Origin of the sequence: Microcoleus sp. C2D2 (assembly GCF_036702495.1) — a bacterium.
Lineage (GTDB): Bacteria > Cyanobacteriota > Cyanobacteriia > Cyanobacteriales > Microcoleaceae > Microcoleus.
Map to the genome: position 1 here is coordinate 1 of NZ_JAUBTO010000145.1, position 19,510 is coordinate 19,510.

At 46.5% G+C, this 19,510-nt stretch carries 16 protein-coding genes; 3 read left to right on the forward strand and 13 right to left on the reverse strand.

What is annotated here, in order from left to right:
- Positions 1–37: 37 nt before the first annotated feature.
- The 3 genes from QUB61_RS31305 to QUB61_RS31315 all read right to left on the reverse strand — a co-directional run bounded on the left by QUB61_RS31305 (position 38) and on the right by QUB61_RS31315 (position 3,232).
- Positions 38–508, reverse strand: a complete 471-nt coding sequence (locus tag QUB61_RS31305; protein WP_333190267.1) for a hypothetical protein — start codon at positions 506–508, stop codon at positions 38–40.
- Between the two features lie 343 nt (positions 509–851).
- Positions 852–1,424, reverse strand: a complete 573-nt coding sequence (locus QUB61_RS31310) for a DUF981 domain-containing protein (protein WP_333133947.1) — start codon at positions 1,422–1,424, stop codon at positions 852–854.
- Between the two features lie 185 nt (positions 1,425–1,609).
- Positions 1,610–3,232 carry a hypothetical protein gene (locus QUB61_RS31315; RefSeq protein WP_333133946.1) on the reverse strand — a complete coding sequence of 541 codons (1,623 nt, stop codon included), beginning with the start codon at positions 3,230–3,232 and terminating at the stop codon, positions 1,610–1,612.
- Positions 3,233–3,441: 209 nt separating this feature from the next.
- Between QUB61_RS31315 and QUB61_RS31320 the strand changes: the two genes are divergently transcribed.
- Positions 3,442–4,278 (forward strand): alpha/beta hydrolase, encoded by an 837-nt coding sequence (locus tag QUB61_RS31320; RefSeq protein WP_333133945.1) that lies wholly within the window; start codon positions 3,442–3,444, stop codon positions 4,276–4,278.
- 223 nt (positions 4,279–4,501) lie between these two features.
- Here QUB61_RS31320 and QUB61_RS31325 read toward each other — a convergent pair whose 3' ends face one another.
- The 5 genes from QUB61_RS31325 to carA all read right to left on the reverse strand — a co-directional run bounded on the left by QUB61_RS31325 (position 4,502) and on the right by carA (position 9,847).
- A complete protein-coding gene (locus QUB61_RS31325) occupies positions 4,502–4,768 on the reverse strand; it encodes a DUF1816 domain-containing protein (protein ID WP_333133944.1) in 267 nt (88 codons plus the stop codon).
- Between the two features lie 634 nt (positions 4,769–5,402).
- Positions 5,403–6,989, reverse strand: a complete 1,587-nt coding sequence (rlmB, locus tag QUB61_RS31330; protein ID WP_333133943.1) for a 23S rRNA (guanosine(2251)-2'-O)-methyltransferase RlmB — start codon at positions 6,987–6,989, stop codon at positions 5,403–5,405.
- A gap of 330 nt (positions 6,990–7,319) precedes the next feature.
- Positions 7,320–7,766: a ribonuclease III domain-containing protein gene (locus tag QUB61_RS31335; protein WP_333133942.1), complete on the reverse strand. Its 447-nt coding sequence runs from the start codon at positions 7,764–7,766 to the stop codon at positions 7,320–7,322.
- Positions 7,767–8,151: 385 nt separating this feature from the next.
- Entirely contained in the window at positions 8,152–8,508 is a 357-nt protein-coding gene (locus QUB61_RS31340) for an STAS domain-containing protein (protein ID WP_333133941.1), read from the reverse strand.
- Positions 8,509–8,689: 181 nt separating this feature from the next.
- On the reverse strand, positions 8,690–9,847 hold the full coding sequence (gene carA, locus QUB61_RS31345; RefSeq protein WP_333133940.1) for a glutamine-hydrolyzing carbamoyl-phosphate synthase small subunit: 1,158 nt from the start codon (positions 9,845–9,847) through the stop codon (positions 8,690–8,692).
- A 449-nt stretch (positions 9,848–10,296) separates the two neighbouring features.
- Here carA and QUB61_RS31350 point away from each other — a divergent pair, with 449 nt between their 5' ends.
- The gene (locus QUB61_RS31350) at positions 10,297–10,938 is read left to right on the forward strand and encodes a retropepsin-like aspartic protease (RefSeq protein ID WP_333133939.1); all 642 of its coding nucleotides are present in this window, start codon (positions 10,297–10,299) and stop codon (positions 10,936–10,938) included.
- 203 nt (positions 10,939–11,141) lie between these two features.
- Here the strand turns inward: QUB61_RS31350 and trpD are convergent, their stop codons facing one another.
- Positions 11,142–12,257 carry an anthranilate phosphoribosyltransferase gene (gene trpD, locus QUB61_RS31355; RefSeq protein ID WP_333133938.1) on the reverse strand — a complete coding sequence of 372 codons (1,116 nt, stop codon included), beginning with the start codon at positions 12,255–12,257 and terminating at the stop codon, positions 11,142–11,144.
- A gap of 995 nt (positions 12,258–13,252) precedes the next feature.
- On the opposite strand from trpD, the gene QUB61_RS31360 reads away from it, so the two are divergent.
- On the forward strand, positions 13,253–16,234 hold the full coding sequence (locus QUB61_RS31360; RefSeq protein ID WP_333133937.1) for a PAS domain S-box protein: 2,982 nt from the start codon (positions 13,253–13,255) through the stop codon (positions 16,232–16,234).
- 131 nt (positions 16,235–16,365) lie between these two features.
- On the opposite strand, the gene QUB61_RS31365 is transcribed toward QUB61_RS31360, so the two are convergent.
- The 4 genes from QUB61_RS31365 to QUB61_RS31380 form a co-directional block, all read right to left on the reverse strand.
- Entirely contained in the window at positions 16,366–16,584 is a 219-nt protein-coding gene (locus QUB61_RS31365) for a hypothetical protein (RefSeq protein WP_333133936.1), read from the reverse strand.
- Positions 16,517–18,286, reverse strand: a complete 1,770-nt coding sequence (locus tag QUB61_RS31370; RefSeq protein WP_333133935.1) for an adenylate/guanylate cyclase domain-containing protein — start codon at positions 18,284–18,286, stop codon at positions 16,517–16,519. The genes QUB61_RS31365 and QUB61_RS31370 overlap by 68 nt, the downstream gene beginning before the upstream one ends.
- The gene (locus tag QUB61_RS31375) at positions 18,283–18,678 is read right to left on the reverse strand and encodes a response regulator (RefSeq protein ID WP_333133934.1); all 396 of its coding nucleotides are present in this window, start codon (positions 18,676–18,678) and stop codon (positions 18,283–18,285) included. Before QUB61_RS31375 ends, QUB61_RS31370 begins: the two co-directional genes overlap by 4 nt.
- Positions 18,679–19,022: 344 nt before the next feature.
- Positions 19,023–19,481 carry an ATP-binding protein gene (locus QUB61_RS31380; RefSeq protein ID WP_333133933.1) on the reverse strand — a complete coding sequence of 153 codons (459 nt, stop codon included), beginning with the start codon at positions 19,479–19,481 and terminating at the stop codon, positions 19,023–19,025.
- Positions 19,482–19,510 lie beyond the last annotated feature (29 nt).

The window sequence follows — 19,510 nt, forward strand, 5'->3', positions numbered from 1 at the left end:
AAAAAGGACGGGCGGGACGCCCATCCCACAATAACAATTAAAATTGTAAGTTATTTAATTCGCGATCCTTACCACCTTGGTCGTGGTACTTGAAAGCTCCGTAACGGCCAATTATATCAAGATTTTCAAACTGATTGAGATAATCGTTAACTTCCGATAACGCTTCTTGATAATTAACAGCATAAATTGGATGAGTACGGGCTAGTTTTACCACAAAACCTCCGGCAACTTTCGCTTCTGGCAGCAGTCCCGTTGTCCTTAAATCTTGCTCTGCCTGTACCAAAAGCTCTGCTTCGGGCTTTTGCCAACTCGAGTCGCCAAAATCGCACCAGTATTCGCAACATACAGGAGTCTGATGACTATTTGGCAGCATATCCTTAGACCAGTTAGCAAAATGTGTCACCCGACCCAGCCGAATATTGGCATCGTTGATATAAATACACCGATCGGGGAATAAACTGCCACTTTCAACAATTAAATAAGCGATCGCAGTGTTGCGGAACTTCAAAGACTTTACTCGCTCCAGGAGTATACTTGGGACAGCCGGAGTGATATCGTTTCCGGTTGCATGGGAATGATAAAGTCAAGGTCAATAATTCCACATTCCCCGACTCCCAACGGACCATCCCGAACGGTGTAACCGGAATTGATATGAGTTGTTGCAGCAAAATACTCAAAGGAATTAAACTGATGACGCCCTTGCATTCAATAACTTTCTCTTCTCCTGTTTTGCTGTTTTTTAGAGATTGTTCCAGCACATTGAGAAAGTTACTGAATGCCTGCTTAAGATTAATATGGCTTGTCAAATTGCGAAAACGAATCATTGTCGATCGAGGGTGAGTTGCAACGTTTCAGCGCATAGGGTACGGAACCCAATTGGAGAATTTATCCAGATGGCCCCAATATGCCACACAGGCCGTGAATGCCCAGATCAGACCCGCTGCTACCAGTACGATCGTCCCAATCAGCCGCAGAGTGCGATTAGTTCGCAGCAACAGCGCAGGCGTCGCGCAGACGCCGCCGAGTCCCGACAGGATGAAGCCCAGCCCTGATAGTATTGGCTGCGTTGTTACACCTAGAGTAATAATACGCAAACCGACTAAGATAGCAGCCACACCTGCGAAAAATGCGTAAATCGTAACTGTTACCAACTCCCAGTTTTGGGCTAGGGCGACAGAAGCACCGATGAATACGATACCCAACAAAACTGACATTTCCCCGAAGGCAATGTTGAAGCTGCCTGGAATTGGCCAAGTGAAGATCATGTGCAATCCTGTTGTAAGGGCGATCGCACCAGTCATGCCAAACCCGGGAATCCACCGTTTTTGATCCGCGCCGTCGAGACCTGAATAGACATAGTACGCGAGGATAAATAATCCTGCCACCATATTGATCAGCATCAAGGAGATGTAGTCAATAAACATTAATAAACCTGCCTCCGCCACAAATAAAGGTAAATTCTATCATGTCCGGTAGATTAGTTACGATCCTGAAATCTGGTTTTTAATGGCAACTAACTTCGGCATCACTCCCTCCAAAACTCTGCCGATCGCTGTTGAGTTTTATTATACCTAATCAACCAGACATGATATTAGCTAGCGACTAATAACTAACCCAGCAAGAAAGCAGACTTCGCATTAGGAAAAACAGGAGAAACAGGAGGAAAAGTCAGTTGTCGCAGATTTAAGTTAGCACCTCCTTCAATAATTGCAATTGTATCTCCTGGTTTCGAGATGGCTAAATCTGCACCTATCGGAGATATTTGATAGTCACTGGCTTGGCCCGCTAGCCTGAGTACATCTCCCTGACTGGGGTTGAATCCGCGAATCCGAGCTTCCCCTGACCCTCTATATAATTCTTGCGCATCGGGAATCATCTGAGACGGTGGTGGCGAGGTAAAATCATAAGCCAAAATAAAAGTATCAGCACCTTGGCTGCCAATCAAGGTATCAAATTCATTGCTACCATTACTAAAATAATTGCCTTCTCCGCCAAAAGCATAACTCCTATCTAAATCAACTCCAGTAATTTCCGTTTTTCCCTTGCCAAAACCAGTGACAATATCATTTCCATCAGTCCCAACAAAAGTGGCAGAGCGATTCGGTTCAAATTGTCCGAATTTTGTATAATGATCGAGACCTGAAGAGAAACTTCCTGCTTGCACAGCCGCAGCAACATCGGGATTTTTTTGTAAATATTCAACTTCCGAAAAGTTATCCAACACGCTATCTCTACTAAAAATCAAAAGACCCCGCCCTCGATTTGCTCGAAATGGAATATTTGCACCGCCCTCGATTCTAGCGATTCCTGCCGTACCCCGACCGGAGCCGGTAGTAATACGAAAATCGCCATTCATGGTGATGGTGGGCGAGAACCCATAAAACCCTCGCGCTCCTGCCAGCCGGATCGCATCAGTTTGCTGGTCAAAGTTTTTAATAATCGGCTCGCCTATTCCTCCAAACCGCCCCTGGTAGAAAACACCACTATTGATAATATCGGACACTTCCCCAACACCAAGCACGAAAGTATCAGAGCCTTGACTGCCAATTAGGGTATCTATGTCAATAGGAAGGTTGGTGTTGGTTCTTGTTTCATAAACTCGATTCCCTGCTGCATCTAAAGATACTTGAATGCCGATGATTTCAACTTTCCCTACACCAAACCCAGCCACAACGTCACTGCCTTGAGTACCCACAAAGGTTGCAGAGCGGCTTGGCTCAAATTGCCCAAATTTTCGGTAATGTTCTCCGCCTGTTTTGAAAACTCCTGCTTTGACTGCTGCTGCTACCTCTGGGTTTTTTAGTAAATATTCTGGTTCAAAAAAGGTACTCGCATAAAGGCCTTCTTGGGCTCCGAATTTGATAAAGTGCTCAAAACCCGATTTGAAAGTTTGGTTCTGCACAAAGGGAGCAAGTACGGGGTATCGCTTTAAATAAAACGATTCATCGTAGTCAGGCGATGTATTGACAAGACCTTGTTCCCAGCCAAACTGAATAAAGTGATCTAAGCCTGAGGCAAAAGCTCCTGAACTGACAGCGGCCGCGACTGCGGGATTGTTGGCGAGATAGTAATTTTCATCGTAATATCGCGATACTTCCGTGAAACCGAGTTTTTGACCAAATTTTTCAAAGTGTTCTTTGCCAGAACTGATAATTCCTCGATCGATACCTTGTTGCACAAAGGGATATTTGCTGAGATAGTAATTTTCGTCAAAAATATCGTAGTTAGCCATATTACCCCTTCTCTGGTATCGATGAGTTTTTGCCAAATTTACCTTATTTTAGGCAAAAACGTTATTGCTTGACAACAAAGAGGCAAGTTAGATATAATTAAATTTAAATCAAGTAATTAGCTAAATAAGTTTTATTAATATTTAAAAATATTGGAGAAGTTTTAAGATTTTTCAATTTTATTTAATTCAATCGATCGAGTAATAAGAAAATGTCGCACACAAAACTCAGTGTTTCGGTCAAAGGCAAAGGGTTTCCTATCCTCTGCTTGCACGGCCATCCAGGTTCCGGCGCTTGTATGTCCGTCTTTACAGAACACTTATCAAAGCGGTTCCAGACGATCGCCCCAGACTTGCGCGGATACGGCAACAGCCGCACATCTGTTCCCTTTGAAATGACCGACCACCTCCTCGATTTAGAAGCACTTTTAGACCGATTGGGAGTCGATCGGTGTTTGGCGATCGGATGGTCTTTGGGAGGGATTTTAGCCATGGAATTAGCCATGAAATATCCAGGGCGAGTCACCGGTTTGATTCTACTTGCATCCGCCGCCAAACCGCGAGGAAGTCACCCTCCCATCTCTTGGCAAGATAACCTTTACACTGGTTTAGCCGGAATTATCAATTGGGCGATACCCGGTTGGCAGTGGAATATTGATACTTTTGGTAGGCGATCGCTCTTTCGCTACTTGATACAGCAGCATACAGCCACCCCTTACCGCTACTTAGCACAGGCAGGTACCCCCGCCTACATAAAGACTTCCAAGACGGCCACCAAGGCGTTAAATACCGCTCTCAGGGCCGGATACGATCGACTGATCCACCTCGACGACATTCAATGTCCGAGCTTGGTGTTGGCCGGAGAGGCCGATCGGCACATCACCTCGGCATCCAGTTTAGAAACAGCCCGCCACCTTCACGATTGTCAGTGGCAGTGCTATCCAAATACAGCCCACTTGTTCCCTTGGGAAATTCCCGATCGGGTAATCGCAGACATCGATCGCTGGATTGAGAAATTCCCCCAAGCAGTTGGCAATTGCGAGTCTTAAGTGTGGAGTTTGTCAGAAGCAATTAATCACCCAACAGTCAAGAATTTTGAATTTATATCGTTTCCGTTTGCCTCCGAATCATAATTTTCGGAGTGCAGTGCGAGCTTCCCGCTCGCGATCGGGGCTCGCAAGCAGGGTATAATTCCGTAGTTACCGGATTTTTATTTACAACTTACAACTCAAAACTCAAAACTCAATATTCCCCCTGGTTCTAGTGACTGCTCTAAACAGGCAACAGCCCTCCCTCACCAAGCTTTCCCAAATCCTCTGCAACCGTTAAATTAATAGGTTTGCAGCGGTGAATTGAAACACCAATACCTTCTGCACCTTCATTTTCTATGTCTTCTACATATCCTGCTTTTGCAGCTTCCGCTTCTTGAGCAGTCAAGAAGGGCCCAAAATAGTAAATGCACCGCGGCGCTGAAGTTTTCACTTCAACCCACCAAGCCAATCCGAAAAAATTGAGCAAGCTAATCAAGAATTCTTTCATCAGAACTATGGGTTTGAAACCCCGTCCTTTTAGGACGGCTTTACATTGAATTGAATCCCCTCGCGGGGTGGAGGGGTATGGTTGCCCCTCCGCTGAGGTATGGTTGCCTCAATCTCTTTTCGGAGTAAAGTTAGCTTCGCCAAAGTTTTAAGAGCTTGTTAGGTTGAAAGCACTGTTCCAGTGACCTTAGAACTGTTTAACTCTCAACGACAGAGCAAAGGACTAGCTACGCATCCCAGGGTGTCGTGACTCAAAAAACGTAGTCAGTTAAGACTGAGGCTGGTCAGAACGGCTTGTTGGATTTCTCCTTCAAGCCTCATGCCTTTAGGCTGAGGTTCCTGACGTGCTTTTCTAATGTATTTGACGGTGTTTTCATCGTGCTGCGAACACGCCTAGGCTTTTGTTATTTACACGCTGACTGCTACCAAGAACCTATCCACACCTATTTAAAGCCGATCTCTAAATAGATTGGTGTCGAATTCCTGTTTGAACCTAGGGGGAAGGCCCCTTCTACTTTCGCCTGTTCGTAACGAAAGCCGATCGGCTACCCTTACTTGTTCAGGGTGTGCTGCCGCTCAATTCTGGGCGGCATTCACAATAAACTACTGTGTTGTGCTCTTTTTTTCAACCACCTTTACGATCCGTGTACGTGAAACTTTTTGGGCCCGCGCTGGCGGTAAATTTCGTATAAAGCCATCCCCGTTGCTACCGAGACATTCAGGCTAGGAGTCTTCCCCCTTAAAGGAATTGAAACTAATCCGTCACAGCCGCGCTGTATCAAAAGGCTCAAACCGTCAGCTTCACCGCCCACAACTAAAACAGTGGGCCCAGAGAACTTGATTGTCTCTACCGATTGACCGACGCCTGCTGCAGTGCCATAAATCCAGAATCCAGCCTCTTTCAATTCTTCCAGCGCCCGGTTAAGATTGACAACCCTCGCCACTGGCAAGCTTTCCAATGCCCCTGCTGCCACTTTTCTCACTGCCGAGGTAATCCCAACAGCCCGCCGCTGCGGAATCACCATGCCCTGACATCCCAATGCTTCTGCGGTGCGAACGATCGCCCCTAGATTGTGGGGGTCGTTGAGTCCTTCTGCTACCACAATTACTGGATCTTCGCAAGCAGACTTAGCCTTTGCGATCAGTTCGGTCAAATCCAGGTATTCGTAAGCTGATACTTGAGCCGCTACGCCTTGGTGGTTTGCCTTGCGCGTGATGTAGTCGAGGCGCAAATCGTCAACTTCATCAATGATGCTGCCGTTGGCCTTGGCTTCGGTTAGCAAGCTGTGAAAGCGGGGATCGTAGCGCAGGTGCGGGACAACCCAGATCCGGTTGAGGACTTGGTTTGTCTCTAATGCCGCTTGCACCGCATGGCGGCCGTAAATCATGTCTGTGTCTGTGTCTGGTTGCACGACTGTATTTGAGGCACCGTCAACAGGGCGAGTGTCTCTGTCTTTGTCTCTGTCTTTGAAATGGTTGCCCCGGAATTCCTGCGGGCTGCTGTCTCTGTCTCTGTCTTTGTCTTTGTCTTTGTAATAATTGCCCCGGGATTCCTGCGGGTTGCTGTCTCTGTCTCTGTCTCTGTCTCTGTCTTTGTCTTTGTCTTTGTAATAATTGCCCCGGGATTCCTGCGGGCTGCTGTCTCTGTCTCTAAAATTGTTGCGGGCCGGCTGCGGGCTGTTGTCTCTGTCTCTAAAATTGTTGCGGGCCGGCTGCGGGCTGCTGTCTCTGTCTCTAAAATTGTTGCGGGCCGGCTGCGGGCTGCTGTCTCTGTCTCTAAAATTATTGCGGGCCGGCTGCGGGCTGCTGTCTCTGTCTCTAAAATTGTTGCGGGTCGGCTGCGGGCTGCTGTCTCTGTCTCTGTCTTGGTAATAATTGCCCCGGGATTCCTGCGGGCTGCTGTCTCTGTCTCTGTCTTGGTAATAATTGCCCCGGGATTCCTGCGGGCTGCTGTCTCTGTCTTTGAAATGATTATTTCTGCGAATGTGCGGTTGGGTGTCGGAATCGACTCGACCTTTGAAAATTGCTCGCACTGGCATTTCTCGGGATTGGGGGGCGAAGGTCTTGAGCTTTTGAGGCGCGTCTACTCCCCGAGTGTCGGGACGCGGCTTGCGCTCAAAGCGGGCAGAGGACGGTTGTGAGTCCTGACGGCGGCCTTCGCTTTTGAATGGCTTGCTGTCGGAATTCGATCGCGAGGAGTTTGGTCTGGTAAATTTTCTCATGGGTTTCTTTTGGCAGTCAAAGCAATTTTCGATTTTTGATTTTTGATTTTCGATTGAAGAATGGACGCATCAATCTTGGGGCTGTGAGATTTTAGATTGGCTGGGGAGGAAGCATCGATTGAAGAATTGAAGAATTGACGGATCGATCTTGGGGCTGTGAGATTTTAGATTGGCTGGGGAGGGAGCAAGGATTTTGCTGTGCTAAAGTTGCTAATTAATGGCCGATCTATCCTGTTTTCCCGATCGAGATTTTTGCTGTTTTAAGTTGGCCGCCGTGCCAGGGTTGTTAATTAATCCCTCCTCATTCCCAACTCTTAACTGCTAAATCCTTTAAGTCTCAAGTTCTAAAAGTGCCAGAATCTCGGTCAATCTTTCGGGATCGGTGAGGTACAAATATCCGATCAAAGTTTCTAAGCTGCTGGCTTGTTGGTATATCTCTGGATCTGCTCGCTTGGAACGGTTCGCTGCGGCATTGCGGCCGCGCTTGACAATTGCTAATTCTGTACTGTTCAAGTAAGGAGAGATCGATCGTAAGTGACGCGCTTGAGTTTCGGCTCGTACTTGCCCAACCACCAATTCATGATAAGCTTGCAATCTTCTGGGCGGCATTAAATACCAACTCCGAATGTAGAGTTCGTATACTGCATCTCCCAAATATGCCCAGGCTGCGGGCGAAATTCTTTCTATTTCTGCTGGTGTAGCCCTCGCAGGATGCACTCGATTTAAACTGATATCCGTCAGACTCAGTTTGAGCCCGTCATCTGCGATCGGCAACATACTTTTTTAAATAAAACTTCCGCACAGCTTGGTTTTTCTAGTCACTTACTTATTTCGTCTTTCGTCACTTCAGCAATTATAGCTTTTACAGGAGTGTTCGCTGTCAGAACACGAAGCGAGATATATAGGCAAAGCTTTGCGCGACGATCGCGCTCCTAAAAAAGGCTTTTTACACTCCAGAAGGATGCTCTACTTCTTATACCATTTTTCCGCGTTTTTGCCACACATATTTTACTCGCCATCCACCGGATATCAAAGCATCGGGGGAAATAGGGGCAAGACTTGTCGCAGCTTCTGGGAAAATCGCTATTGTTTTACCAGCACAACCATAAAAATTTGCTATCCAGCGTTGAGAACCGGATAGCTAATTTAATCCACTTTGGCGTCAAGCATCCTTGACGTTTTTTACCGCCTCGTCAACCGAAGGCTGCAAAGACAAAAATTTCTCTAAGCGAACCAGTTTAACAGTCTGAGTTACGCGGGGATTTGAGACAATTTGCAATGTCCCGTCCAAGGTTTGGGCTTTTTTGACAAGTTGCACAAGTGCACCCAAGCCTGAACTGTCTACAAAGTCTATTTGAGACAAGTCCAAAATTACGTGTTTTGGGCCCTCCTCAATACATTTGCTCAGTACCTTCCGAAAAGTTGCCTCAGAAAAAGCGTCCAGCAGGCCAGTCAAGCGAAATAACTGATAGTTATTCTTGACTTCGCGAGTGCCTCTGAGGCTAACGGTCAGGGTCAATGACTCAGGAATGACACCCTCCTAGCTAGATATGGCTTAAAGTCGAGGCTTCATTATAGGAGTTTTTTGGTCTTTTGTCTACAGTTTTTTAGTTATTAGTCATTAGTCATTAGTCATTAGTCAGAAGCGATCGACACAAACAGCCTCTGATGACTACTGACTAAGGACTGCTGACGAATGACTACTTACTGCTGGCTACTTTCTGATTTTCTCGCATTGACTGCACGAATCGATCGAACAAATAGTCAGCATCATGCGGGCCGGGACTGGCTTCTGGGTGGTACTGGACTGAGAACAGCGGCAGGGTTTTGTGCTTCAATCCGGCTACGGTGCGATCGTTCAAATTGAGATGAGTAATTTCTACTTCAGGAACTAGGGAATCCGGGTCGATCGCAAAACCATGATTTTGGCTAGTAATTTCTACTTGCTGAGTTAAACCCGCTGGATGATTCAATCCCCGGTGGCCGAACTTAAGTTTAAAAGTTTCTGCACCCAAGGAAAGTCCCAAAATCTGGTGTCCCATGCAGATGCCGAATACCGGTTTGTCCGACTTTAACAAAGCTTTCGCAGTCGCGATCCCTTCCGTTACCGCCGACGGATCTCCCGGGCCGTTGGACAGAAAAATGCCGTCCGGGTTGTATTTGAGGATTTCCTCTGGCGACGTGTCAGCCGGTACAACGATGACCCGACACCCGTAACTCGCCAGACGCCGCAGGATGTTGCGCTTGATCCCAAAGTCTAGCGCTACCACCGTCCACATTTCGCCTTCTTCAGGTTGGACTGTAGGACTGAACTCCCAAACCGAGTCCGTGGTTTCAGACCACTCGTAAACCTTGCGGGTAGTGACTTCCTGAACCAGATTCAGCCCGTCCATGCTGGGGGCATCTTGCACTTGCTCCAAAAGTTCCGCCTGGTCTAGAATCAAGGTCGAAATGCCGCCGTTGATCGCTCCCACCGTGCGAATTTTGCGAGTCAGGGCCCGGGTGTCGATCCCGTAAATTCCGGGGATATCGTACTGTTTGAGGTAGTCTTGCAGAGATTGCGAGCAGCGCCAGTTGCTGGGGCGGCTGCATACGTTCCGGGCGATCGCACCTCGAATTTGCGGGCGCGAGGATTCTTCATCTTCGAGATTTACCCCGGTATTGCCCAATTCTGGATAAGTAAAAGTTACAATTTGACCGCAATAGCTGGGATCTGTCAAAACTTCTTGGTAGCCCGTCATTCCGGTATTGAATACTACCTCCCCGACGACGGTAGCGTTAGCGCCAAAAGACCAGCCGCGGTAAGCAGTACCGTCAGCCAGGACTAGGAGAGCGGGTTGTGCAGTTGAAAGTGACATGGCATCCTTAATTACTTTCGTTTGGTTTAATTCTTACCACTGCCTGGGATTTGATGCTAGCCGATAATATACAGATATTATTTTAATTTGTGCAAGGGTTCGCCTGCTTGAAGGCACTTATGCACTTATGCCGGAGGCCGGAGGCACTTATAGCCTTTCGAGCTCTCATATGAGGTACTATCCGGCCCACGGCCTCCGTGGCCTCCGTGGCCTCCGTGGGCATAGGGCATACCTCACTTTTTTGAGAACCGCTATATGCAACAGGTAATCAAAAAGCAACAACAAGTGCAAATTCTCCGACTCCCCACTCTCGGCATCTCCTACTCTCTCCATCTCCCCCGCGCCAGCAATTTATCTGCCAGCAGCTTATGAGGGCGGGCGGATAGTCTAAATCTATTCCAAAAGGCACTTCTCGCTGTTACGATCGAGCTACAGCGTTTAACCAAACTATGGCTAGCAAATCTCCCTTGCCTTTACTCTCAAACTTATACCAGCATCTACTGAACCCTCAAAAACGGAGCCAACCGTTACTGGTTTTAACAACAGTTATTTCTCTGAGCAGTTCAATTTTAGTAGGAACTGTTGCCAACTCCTCGCGAGCAGTGGCTCAAGAAAGTGAGGGATGCTTCATGCGCAGTTCGTCAGGCCGAACGCTCAACCTCAGCCAATCAGTCTGCGGTTTTCTCCCCGAAGGATTGACTCCCGCCACGGGGGCGGCCAAGTCTGGAGTATTTCAGGCCAAAATTAAACGCAGAAAGTCTAATATCCCGGTCATAGAAGTCACATTTAACGGCAAACAAAAGTTCGAGATGATGCTAGATTCGGGAGCTAGTGGCACAGTAATTACACCAGCAATGGCTAAAGCCTTGGGCGTTGTTGAGCAGGGAACAGTGGAAGCACAAACTCCTAACGGACTGGCTACTTTTCCCGTCGGTCGCGTGACTTCTATGGAAGCAGGTGGTCTGGCGATTAACAATCTAGTTGTGGCCATCTCGCCGTCGCTAGAGATCGGACTGCTAGGACAGGACTTTTTTGGCCATAAAGACATAACTATTAAGCGAGATGTGATTGAATTTCGATCGCGGTCTTAAAAAAAACGAAGGAGGAAGAGGGCAGAAGTAAAGAAAGATTTAGAATTAAATAATTTTTCTTGTTGGTCAGTTAAAACAAAAAATTCCTTCTTCCTTCTTCCTTCTTCCTTCTTCCTTCTTCCTTCTTCCTTCTTCCGACGGACATCGGACTGACATCCGTTACATCCGTTACATCCCGTACATTGCTCGTTGCCGAACTTCCTTCATTTCAAAAACTCAATTAAATGCTGCAGCTTCAACCAAGATTCGCCGCTCAATAAAATGTCCTTAGCCAGAGAAACTCCTGCTGCGTGATCACCCATAGGAATTGCGCCTCCCACCTGAAAAGCCAAAGACGCATTCAAAGCTACAACATCCATTTGTGCTGGCGTACCTTTACCTTGCAAAACGTTCCGCAAAATCTCGGCGTTTTCCTCAACATTTCCGCCTTTTAACGAGCCGATCGCACTTGGTGTCAATCCTACCTTTTCCGGGTCTAAAGTAGTGAGTTCCACTTTGCCATCCGACAAAACCGCCAAATCAGTCACATCTCCCAAACCCGCCTCGTCCAATTTTTCTCTGCCGTGAACGATTACCGCCAACTCAGTCCCCAACTCGCCCAAAGCTTGGGCAATAGTTGATACCAGACTGGGATCGAACACTCCAATTACCTGCCCTGTAGGGCGCATAGGATTGACGAGGGGGCCTAAAACGTTAAAAACAGTCCGCACCTTCAAAGTGCGCCGGAGCGACGCTACAGCCTTAAGTGCTGGATGCCAGCCGGGAGCAAATAAAAAGGTGATACCCACGGAGTCTACCGCAGCTCTCACCTTCGCGGCATCGGCGTTGAGGTTGACTCCGAGTGCTTCCAACACGTCAGCAGAGCCCACTTTGCTCGATGCCGAGCGATTTCCGTGTTTGGCGACTCGAACTTTGCCCGCGGCGGCCACAAAAGCTACAGCAGTGGAAATGTTAAAGGTGGAAGCGCCGTCGCCGCCGGTGCCGCAAGTATCAATTAATTTGAGATTGGAGATTGAGGATTTGGGATTGAAAACGCTCTTTGACTCGCCTGCTTGGGACTGAGAATGCAATACCTGAGCCATTCCTGCCAATTCTTGGGCAGATATGCCTTTGGCTTGGATGGCCGCTAAAATTGCTCCTGAGAGGACGGGGGGAATAGCTTCTGCTAGCCATCCCTGCATCAAGTCGGCTGCTTGGGCGCGTGAGAGAGATTGTCTGTCTAACAGTTGTTCCAGCAGGGCCGGCCACAGAGGAGAATCCGCCGTCTGGGTGGAAGCAGGAGATAACTCTGGCGTTGCTAGTAGAGGAGAATCTGTCATTTATTAGTTCTAGTCAAATTTAGCCCGATCGAGCTTTTAGGCCAAACCGAGAATCGATCGGGATTTTACCAGACTTGCCGACCAAATGAGAGCGCGCCGGGCCCAGATTTTTGCCCAAATGCCAGCACCGCTAAAGAATTTGTCCGCCCGCAGCAGCAGAATATGAATTTTTTGATACAACAATTATCCTCTTCTTGTGCCAACTTTACATAGAAACCCCCGATCTTACTTACAAGTGCAAGCAGTCTGCTGTATTGTCTATCAGCAATAATACTTAACAGTAACTCCGAGCACCCAAAGACCGATAAAATTTTCCGACAGGAGTTGTGCAGACCAAAACATTTTAGACCTTAAGAGAGTCCCAGATTCATCTGTGGAGTCAATTCTTTAGTCTAAAATCTCAAATCTCAAATCGACTGACAGCAACAACAGTCAGCGTTTAGCTCAGGGATGCGGGTTAGTTGCCGAACTGAGGGTAAGAGTCGATCGCACTCTCATCCAAAGCCTAAAAATAGAGTCTTGCTGTTGTAGAAGTTCCTACCTTTTATTATTGTAACAACAGCCTTGACACTAACTTATTTCACGGTCTTCAACTGCTAATATAGCGGTTCGATCGCGTGGTGAGGTATGCCCACGGAGGCCACGGAGGCCACGGAGGCCTATGCCCGTGGGCCAGATAGTACCTCATGTTACTGAGAAAGGCTAATATATTTCAGGGAGATTTCCAGGAGCGGGTTTTGCTCGAACACCTGCACCGCAGGCCGTTCGATTTGCAAATGCGATCGTGACAGCCAGTCAAGCCTCAAAGAAAGACATACCGCATCAACTAAACTTTCATCAGCAACAACTAACAACTAACAGCCCAGTAGGACAGATGAATAAACACAGTCGTGTCCGGCTGCAATACAGCACCTTTGAGCCTAATTAACGCCTCAAATTTCACAGGCGGTAGACCAAAAAGATTCAACTCAAACACAAGGGCAGGGTATTCAAAAGTGGGAAATCAACAATTAGAAAATAAAGCGATGGAATGCCTGAATGTCGCGGAGGCACTGTATCAAATGGAAGCAAAATATTATAGTATGTTTGAAAATGCTGTGTCGGGCATTTTTCAAACAAGCCAAGACGGTCGCTACATCAGCGCTAACCCAGCTTTAGCTCGCATCTACGGATATAACTCCGCCGAAGAATTGATGGGCATTCTGACTGATATCAGCCATCAGCTTTATGTCAACCCCGAACGGCGCGATCAGTTTGTTTCTGCTTTGCAAGAACAGGGCATTGTATCGGATTTTGAGTCGCAGATTTATCGCCGAGACGGAACAATAATTTGGATCGCTGAAAATGCGCGGGCTGTCTGCGATGAAGCGGGAAAATTGCTCTACTATGAAGGTTTTGTTGAAGATATCACGCAGCGCAAGCAGGCAGAATCAGGACTTCGAGAAAGCGAAGAACGCCTGCGCTTAATAATTGAAGGTGTTAAGGATTATGCTATATTTATGTTAGATACTGAGGGGTATGTAGCTAGCTGGAATTCAGGTGCAGAACGCATTTTGGGATACACAGCTCATCAAATAGTCGGCAATAAGTCGGAGTGTTTTTTCACCCAAGAAGATATTGCAATCGGCAAGCCCCAAGAAAAATTAATCATGGCGGCGGCAGAAGGTCGATACGAAAATGAAGGCTGGCGGCTTCGCAAAGACGGATCGCGATTTTGGGCGAATATTATTGTTACTCCTTTGCGCGATGAAAGCGGAGAGTTGCAGGGCTTTTCTCAAGTAATGCAAGATATTACCAAGCCAAAGCGGGCGGCCGAGGAAAAGATGCAGTTGATTGCTTCTTTGCAGGCGTCGGAAAAAAAGTTTCGCACTTTGTACGAATCGACTAGCGATGCGGTTATGCTGCTAGATGAACAGGGTTTTTTGGATTGCAATCCAGCAACTTTAGAGTTATTTGGATGCAGGACTCAATCGGAGTTTTGCGGCAAGCATCCTTCGGAATTTAGCCCGCCGTTGCAGCCGGACGGACAAGATTCTATGAGTCTTTTTCAAGAGCGAATTAATACGGCACTGCGATCGGGAAATTGCCGTTTTGACTGGCTGCAATGCCGTTTGGATAGTTCCGAGTTTCCGGCGGAAGTGCTGCTAACTTCTATGGATATCGGCGGCAAAATGGGGCTGCAAGCCGTGGTGCGCGATATCACTTATCGGGTGGAGGCTGAGGAGGCCCTGAAGCAGGCTAATGAGATATTGGAATGCCGGGTTAAAGAGCGGACAAGTCAGTTGGAAGAGGCTATTAAAAAGTTGAGTTTATCGGAAGAAAAATTTTCTAAGGCTTTTCGCTCCAGCCCCGATCCGATGATTATTACTACTTTTGCGGAGGGTCGTTTTATAGAAGTTAATGATAGTTTTCTGTCGATGACTGGTTACGCTTTAGAAGAAACGATCGGCAATACAGTACCGGGGTTAAATATTTGGGTAAGGTCTCAAGACAGACATAAATTTAGGCAAAGTTTGCACGAACAAGGTCTTGTTCGCAATCAGGAATGCGAGTTTCGGATGAAGTCGGGATCGGTGGTGGTGTGTTTGGTTTCAGCAGAATTGATTAATTTGGACGGCGAACTCTGTATGCTGGGGGTGATGACGGATATTACCGATCGCAAACACGCCGAAGAAGCCCTACGGGAAAGCCAGCGGGCTTTGGCGACGCTGATGAGCAATTTGCCGGGGATGGCCTACCGTTTTCGCAACGATGCCGATCGCAGTATGGAGTTTGTCAGCGAAGGTTGCTATCAGTTAGCAGGCTATTCTCCTGAAGAATTTATCGGCACTCGGGAAGTTTCTATCTCGGAATTGACTCACCCGGACGATCGCGATAATTTGTGGAATGCCGTGCAAGTTGCCTTGCAAGAAAATCGACCCTATCAGCTAAATTACCGAATTACTTCTAAAAACGGCGAATTAAAATGGGTTTGGGAGCAAGGTTTGGGAGTGTTTTCCGACTCGGGAGAGTTGATAGCTTTGGAAGGGTTAATTACTGATATTTCCGAACTCAAACGCAGTGAAGAAGCTTTGGTGCGATCGCAAACAGAGTTAACCCAACAAAAACTTCAGCTAGAAAATACTTTGCACGAGTTGCAGCAAACTCAAGCGGTATTGATTCACACTGAGAAAATGTCTACACTCGGTCAAATGATAGCTGGTGTTGCTCACGAAATTAACAATCCCGTTAGCAGCGTCTGCGGCAATCTCGTCCACGTCGGTCACTACACGGAAGATTTGCTGAGTTTGATCGATATGTACCAGAAGCAATGCCCGCAGCCGCCGGCAGCAATTCAAGAAAAAATTCAGGATATCGAATTAGAGTTTCTGCTAGAAGATTTGCCGAAAGCGATGTCTTCGATGCAGGTTGGGGCCGATCGCATTCGGGAAATCGTGCGATCGCTCAGAAATTTCTCCCGCAAAGATGATTCTCAAATGAGCAAAGTTAACCTGCACGAAGGGATTGAAGGAACGCTGCTGATCCTGCAAAGCCGTCTGAAAGCCAGAGGCAACTATCCCGAAATTGCGGTAATTAAGGATTATGGAAATTTGCCTTTGGTTGAGTGTTATGCCGGGAAAGTCAATCAGGTATTTATGAATTTGATCGGAAATGCGATCGACGCGATCGAGGAATACAACGAAGGGCGTTCAGTTGCCGAAGTCCAAGCTAACCGCAGCAAGATTAAAATTAGGACAGAAGTCCAAAACTCCCATGCTGTAATTAGGATTTCTGACAATGGCCCCGGTATGCCAGAAGAAGTTTCCCAGCAGTTATTCCAGGCTTTTTTTACCACCAAACCCGCCGACAAAGGCACCGGTTTAGGGCTGTCAATTTCCTACAAAGTTGTCCAAGAACACGGTGGCAAGCTGAGCTGCGTGTCTGCACTGGGCCACGGAGCCGAGTTTATCATAGAAATACCGATCGAACAGCCGTAAAGTGCGATCGGGGCGATCGCCTCGAGATAACGAGTCGCGGTTTGTACTGAGGACTTTAGTCCTCATAAAACTCGCTCGGACTAAAGCGGTAAAGTGCGGTGTGAATGGAACCCTACATATAGAAGTTTTGCCTAAGTTCTGTATTGCTGAAACCCTGGCTTTTCTTGCTTCTTCCTTCTTCCTTCTTCCTTCTTCCTGACATCCGTTACATCCGTTACATCCGTTACATCCGTTACATCCGCCCTTGCGAATCCGTTGCCGAACTTCCTTCTTCCTTCTTCCTTAATTACACCTTTCCAAATAAATTCGAGCCACCTTATCCCCCGGATTTTGCCGCAAACAATCCGCAAAAAGTCCCGCAGCTTGCCTAAAACTCTTCATATTGTACAAAGACAAAGCCTCAGTAAATAGTTGCAGAGTCGCTAACTTCCCCGCTTTAACTTCCGCCAAATCCGCATCAAAAACTTCATAAACAGTCACCCATTCAGACTTACCCTTAACCTGAACTTTATCAATTACCCGAATCGCATAATCACCCGGATTTGTCAAGCGATCGAAAGTCTGCTGAGTAATTAACAGCGACACCCCGTAATTCTTCGTCAAACTTTCAATGCGAGAAGCCAAATTAACCGCATCGCTAATCACAGTACCGTCCATCCGGCTTTTTCCGCCCACTATACCCAGAATCAAAGAACCAGTATTGATTCCCACCCCAATCTCAACTGGCACATAACCCAGAGAAGCGCGAGCTCGATTGTATTCAGCAAGAGTTTGCAGCATGGCAATTCCCGCTTTCACAGCATCATCCGCCCCCTCGCTAAACAAAGCCATAATTGCATCGCCCATATATTTATCAATAAACCCCTGATTTTCCACAATCAGCGGTTCCATTCGACTCAAATAAGAATTTATAAATTTGAAATTTTCTGTCGGTGTCATTTGTTCCGACATAGTAGTGAAATCGCGGATGTCAGAAAACAAAACCGACATTTCCAACTCTACCGCTTCTCCCAATTTAATATCAACAATACTGTCACATCCCAAAAAAGCTAAAAACTCATTGGGTACAAAGCGACTTGTCGCCTCCGCCATTTCTAATTCTGCATCCAGTGAAAGTTCCAAATTGCAATTGACCTCAAAGAGCTCCTCAATGAACTTTTGGCGCTCTGCCTCAGCTTTTTTGCGTTCCGTGATATCTTGAAAAGTGTTGATAGCATAAACAATGTTGCCTTTTTTATCGTAGATTGGGGTAGCGAAGATTTCTAGGGGAATAATCTTGTCGCCTTGATGAACTTCTGCATCGTCAGCCGTAGCAATTTCCCCCTTCAACGCGCGCACTATGGGCAAATTCTCGGCAGGATACTCTCGATTTGTGCCTCCTTGATAGACTTGATAAACCTCTGACAATTTCTCCGAACTCGTATCCGGAATCACTCCTTTACCCAATATCTCTTCTGCTTTCTGATTCACGTAGTAAAGTTGACCGTCCGCATCCAGCACAGCGACACCAATCGGCATTGCATCCAAAAACTGTGTCAAGCGATTTTCGTTTTCATGGAGTTTAGCAATTAGTACCGTTTGCTCGCAGGTTAACTGTGCCAACTCCTGATTCATTGCCTGGAGTTGGGCGTTTTGTTGGGTCAATTGTTGAGCTTGAATATAACTATTTAGCGCTTCTTTAACCGTCAGTTTCAAATCTTCAGCTTGCCAAGGTTTGGTCATATAACGATATAAGTTTGCCGAGTTGATAGCATTGGCGATAGCCTCAATATCTGCTTGTCCTGTCAGCATAATTTTTATACTTTTAGGCAAAATTAGATGAGCCTGTTTTAACAGCTCATCTCCATTCATATCAGGCATAATGTGGTCGGAAATAATTAAAAGAACTTCATCCCCATCCTCTAGCAATTCTTCAATTAACTCTAATGCCTCTTCTCCACCTTCAGCAATTTCGATTATATAATCCTTGCCAACAGCCTCTTGCAGTTCTGCTTTGAGGCTCCTGAGTACAGTTTTCTCATCATCGACACAGATAATTACCTGTTGCCTCATAGTTTAGATAAACCAGATTTAATAGTTTCTAGCAAATCGGATTCCAGCCAAGGTTTAGATAAGCAAGAATGGAGATTAGCCTGTTTTTGGGCTCGGTCAATGGCTACTTTATCAGCTTGACCTGTCAGCATAATTTTAATAACCTTGGGGTAGTTTTTGTGAATTTGAATCAGCAACTCATCTCCCCTGAGACCGGGCATTAACCAATCAGAAATAATCAAAATAACGCTAATTCCCTCCTCGTTGAGGTCATTAATTACATCTAAAGCCTCCTCAGCATCCTCAGCCCCTTCATAGATGTAGGCATCCCCAAATGCTGCTGCTAGCTGGGTCCTGAGACTGTTTAACACCATTCTCTCGTCGTCAACGCACAAAATAACTGGTTTAGACATCTATTTTTTCTCCTTTTTAATTGTTATTAGTAGCAAAAGTAGCAAAATTAGTAAAGTGTATTAGTAGACCCCATCTTATCTTAAGATGTCACAAGTCAACGGCTCGCTAAATCCTCTTGCCCTCCCCAGTAGCCGAAACCAAGAAACTTATATGCGTAGCACCTTAGGTTAGCATAACGCATCGTACTGCTGTTTTACATCCGTTTCCTGTTGAATCCGGGTTATTAACCTCAAACGCTTTAACTTTTGAAATACTCTCAATCTGGTAGATTGCAGCTTAGGCCCAAGCAAGCAAAATCCGACCGACTTACTACTTCATATCGTTTGCGAGATCCTTGGCCTGCTTATACAGCGCTCATTGGCAGGAAAACATTAAATGTAGTTTTGCCCGGAATTGATTCCACTTCAATTTTTCCCTGATGTTTGTCAACAATCTTCTTGACAATATCTAGTCCTAATCCGCTGCCTTCTCCTGCCGGCTTAGTAGTAAAAAACGGGTCAAATATTTTCGTTTTTATCTCTTCAGGTATCCCGTGACCGCTGTCGGTAATGCTAATTTTAGCCTGGTAATCTTGAGCCGTTAACTCAATTGTTAGCGTGCCTCGATAATCCATTGCTTGCAAAGCATTGTGAATTAAATTCGTCCAAACTTGATTGAGTTCGTCGGGATAGCAAAGTATCGGCGGGATTTCGGCATAGTTTTTGATGACTTCAACTCCCTGTTTGAGTAGATTCTGATAGAGTGTTAAGATTGTTTCAACCCACATTCCGCAGATCGGACTCAGAGGACTGGGACTTTTCATGAATTAAGAGTCCTCAAAAATTTTCTCAC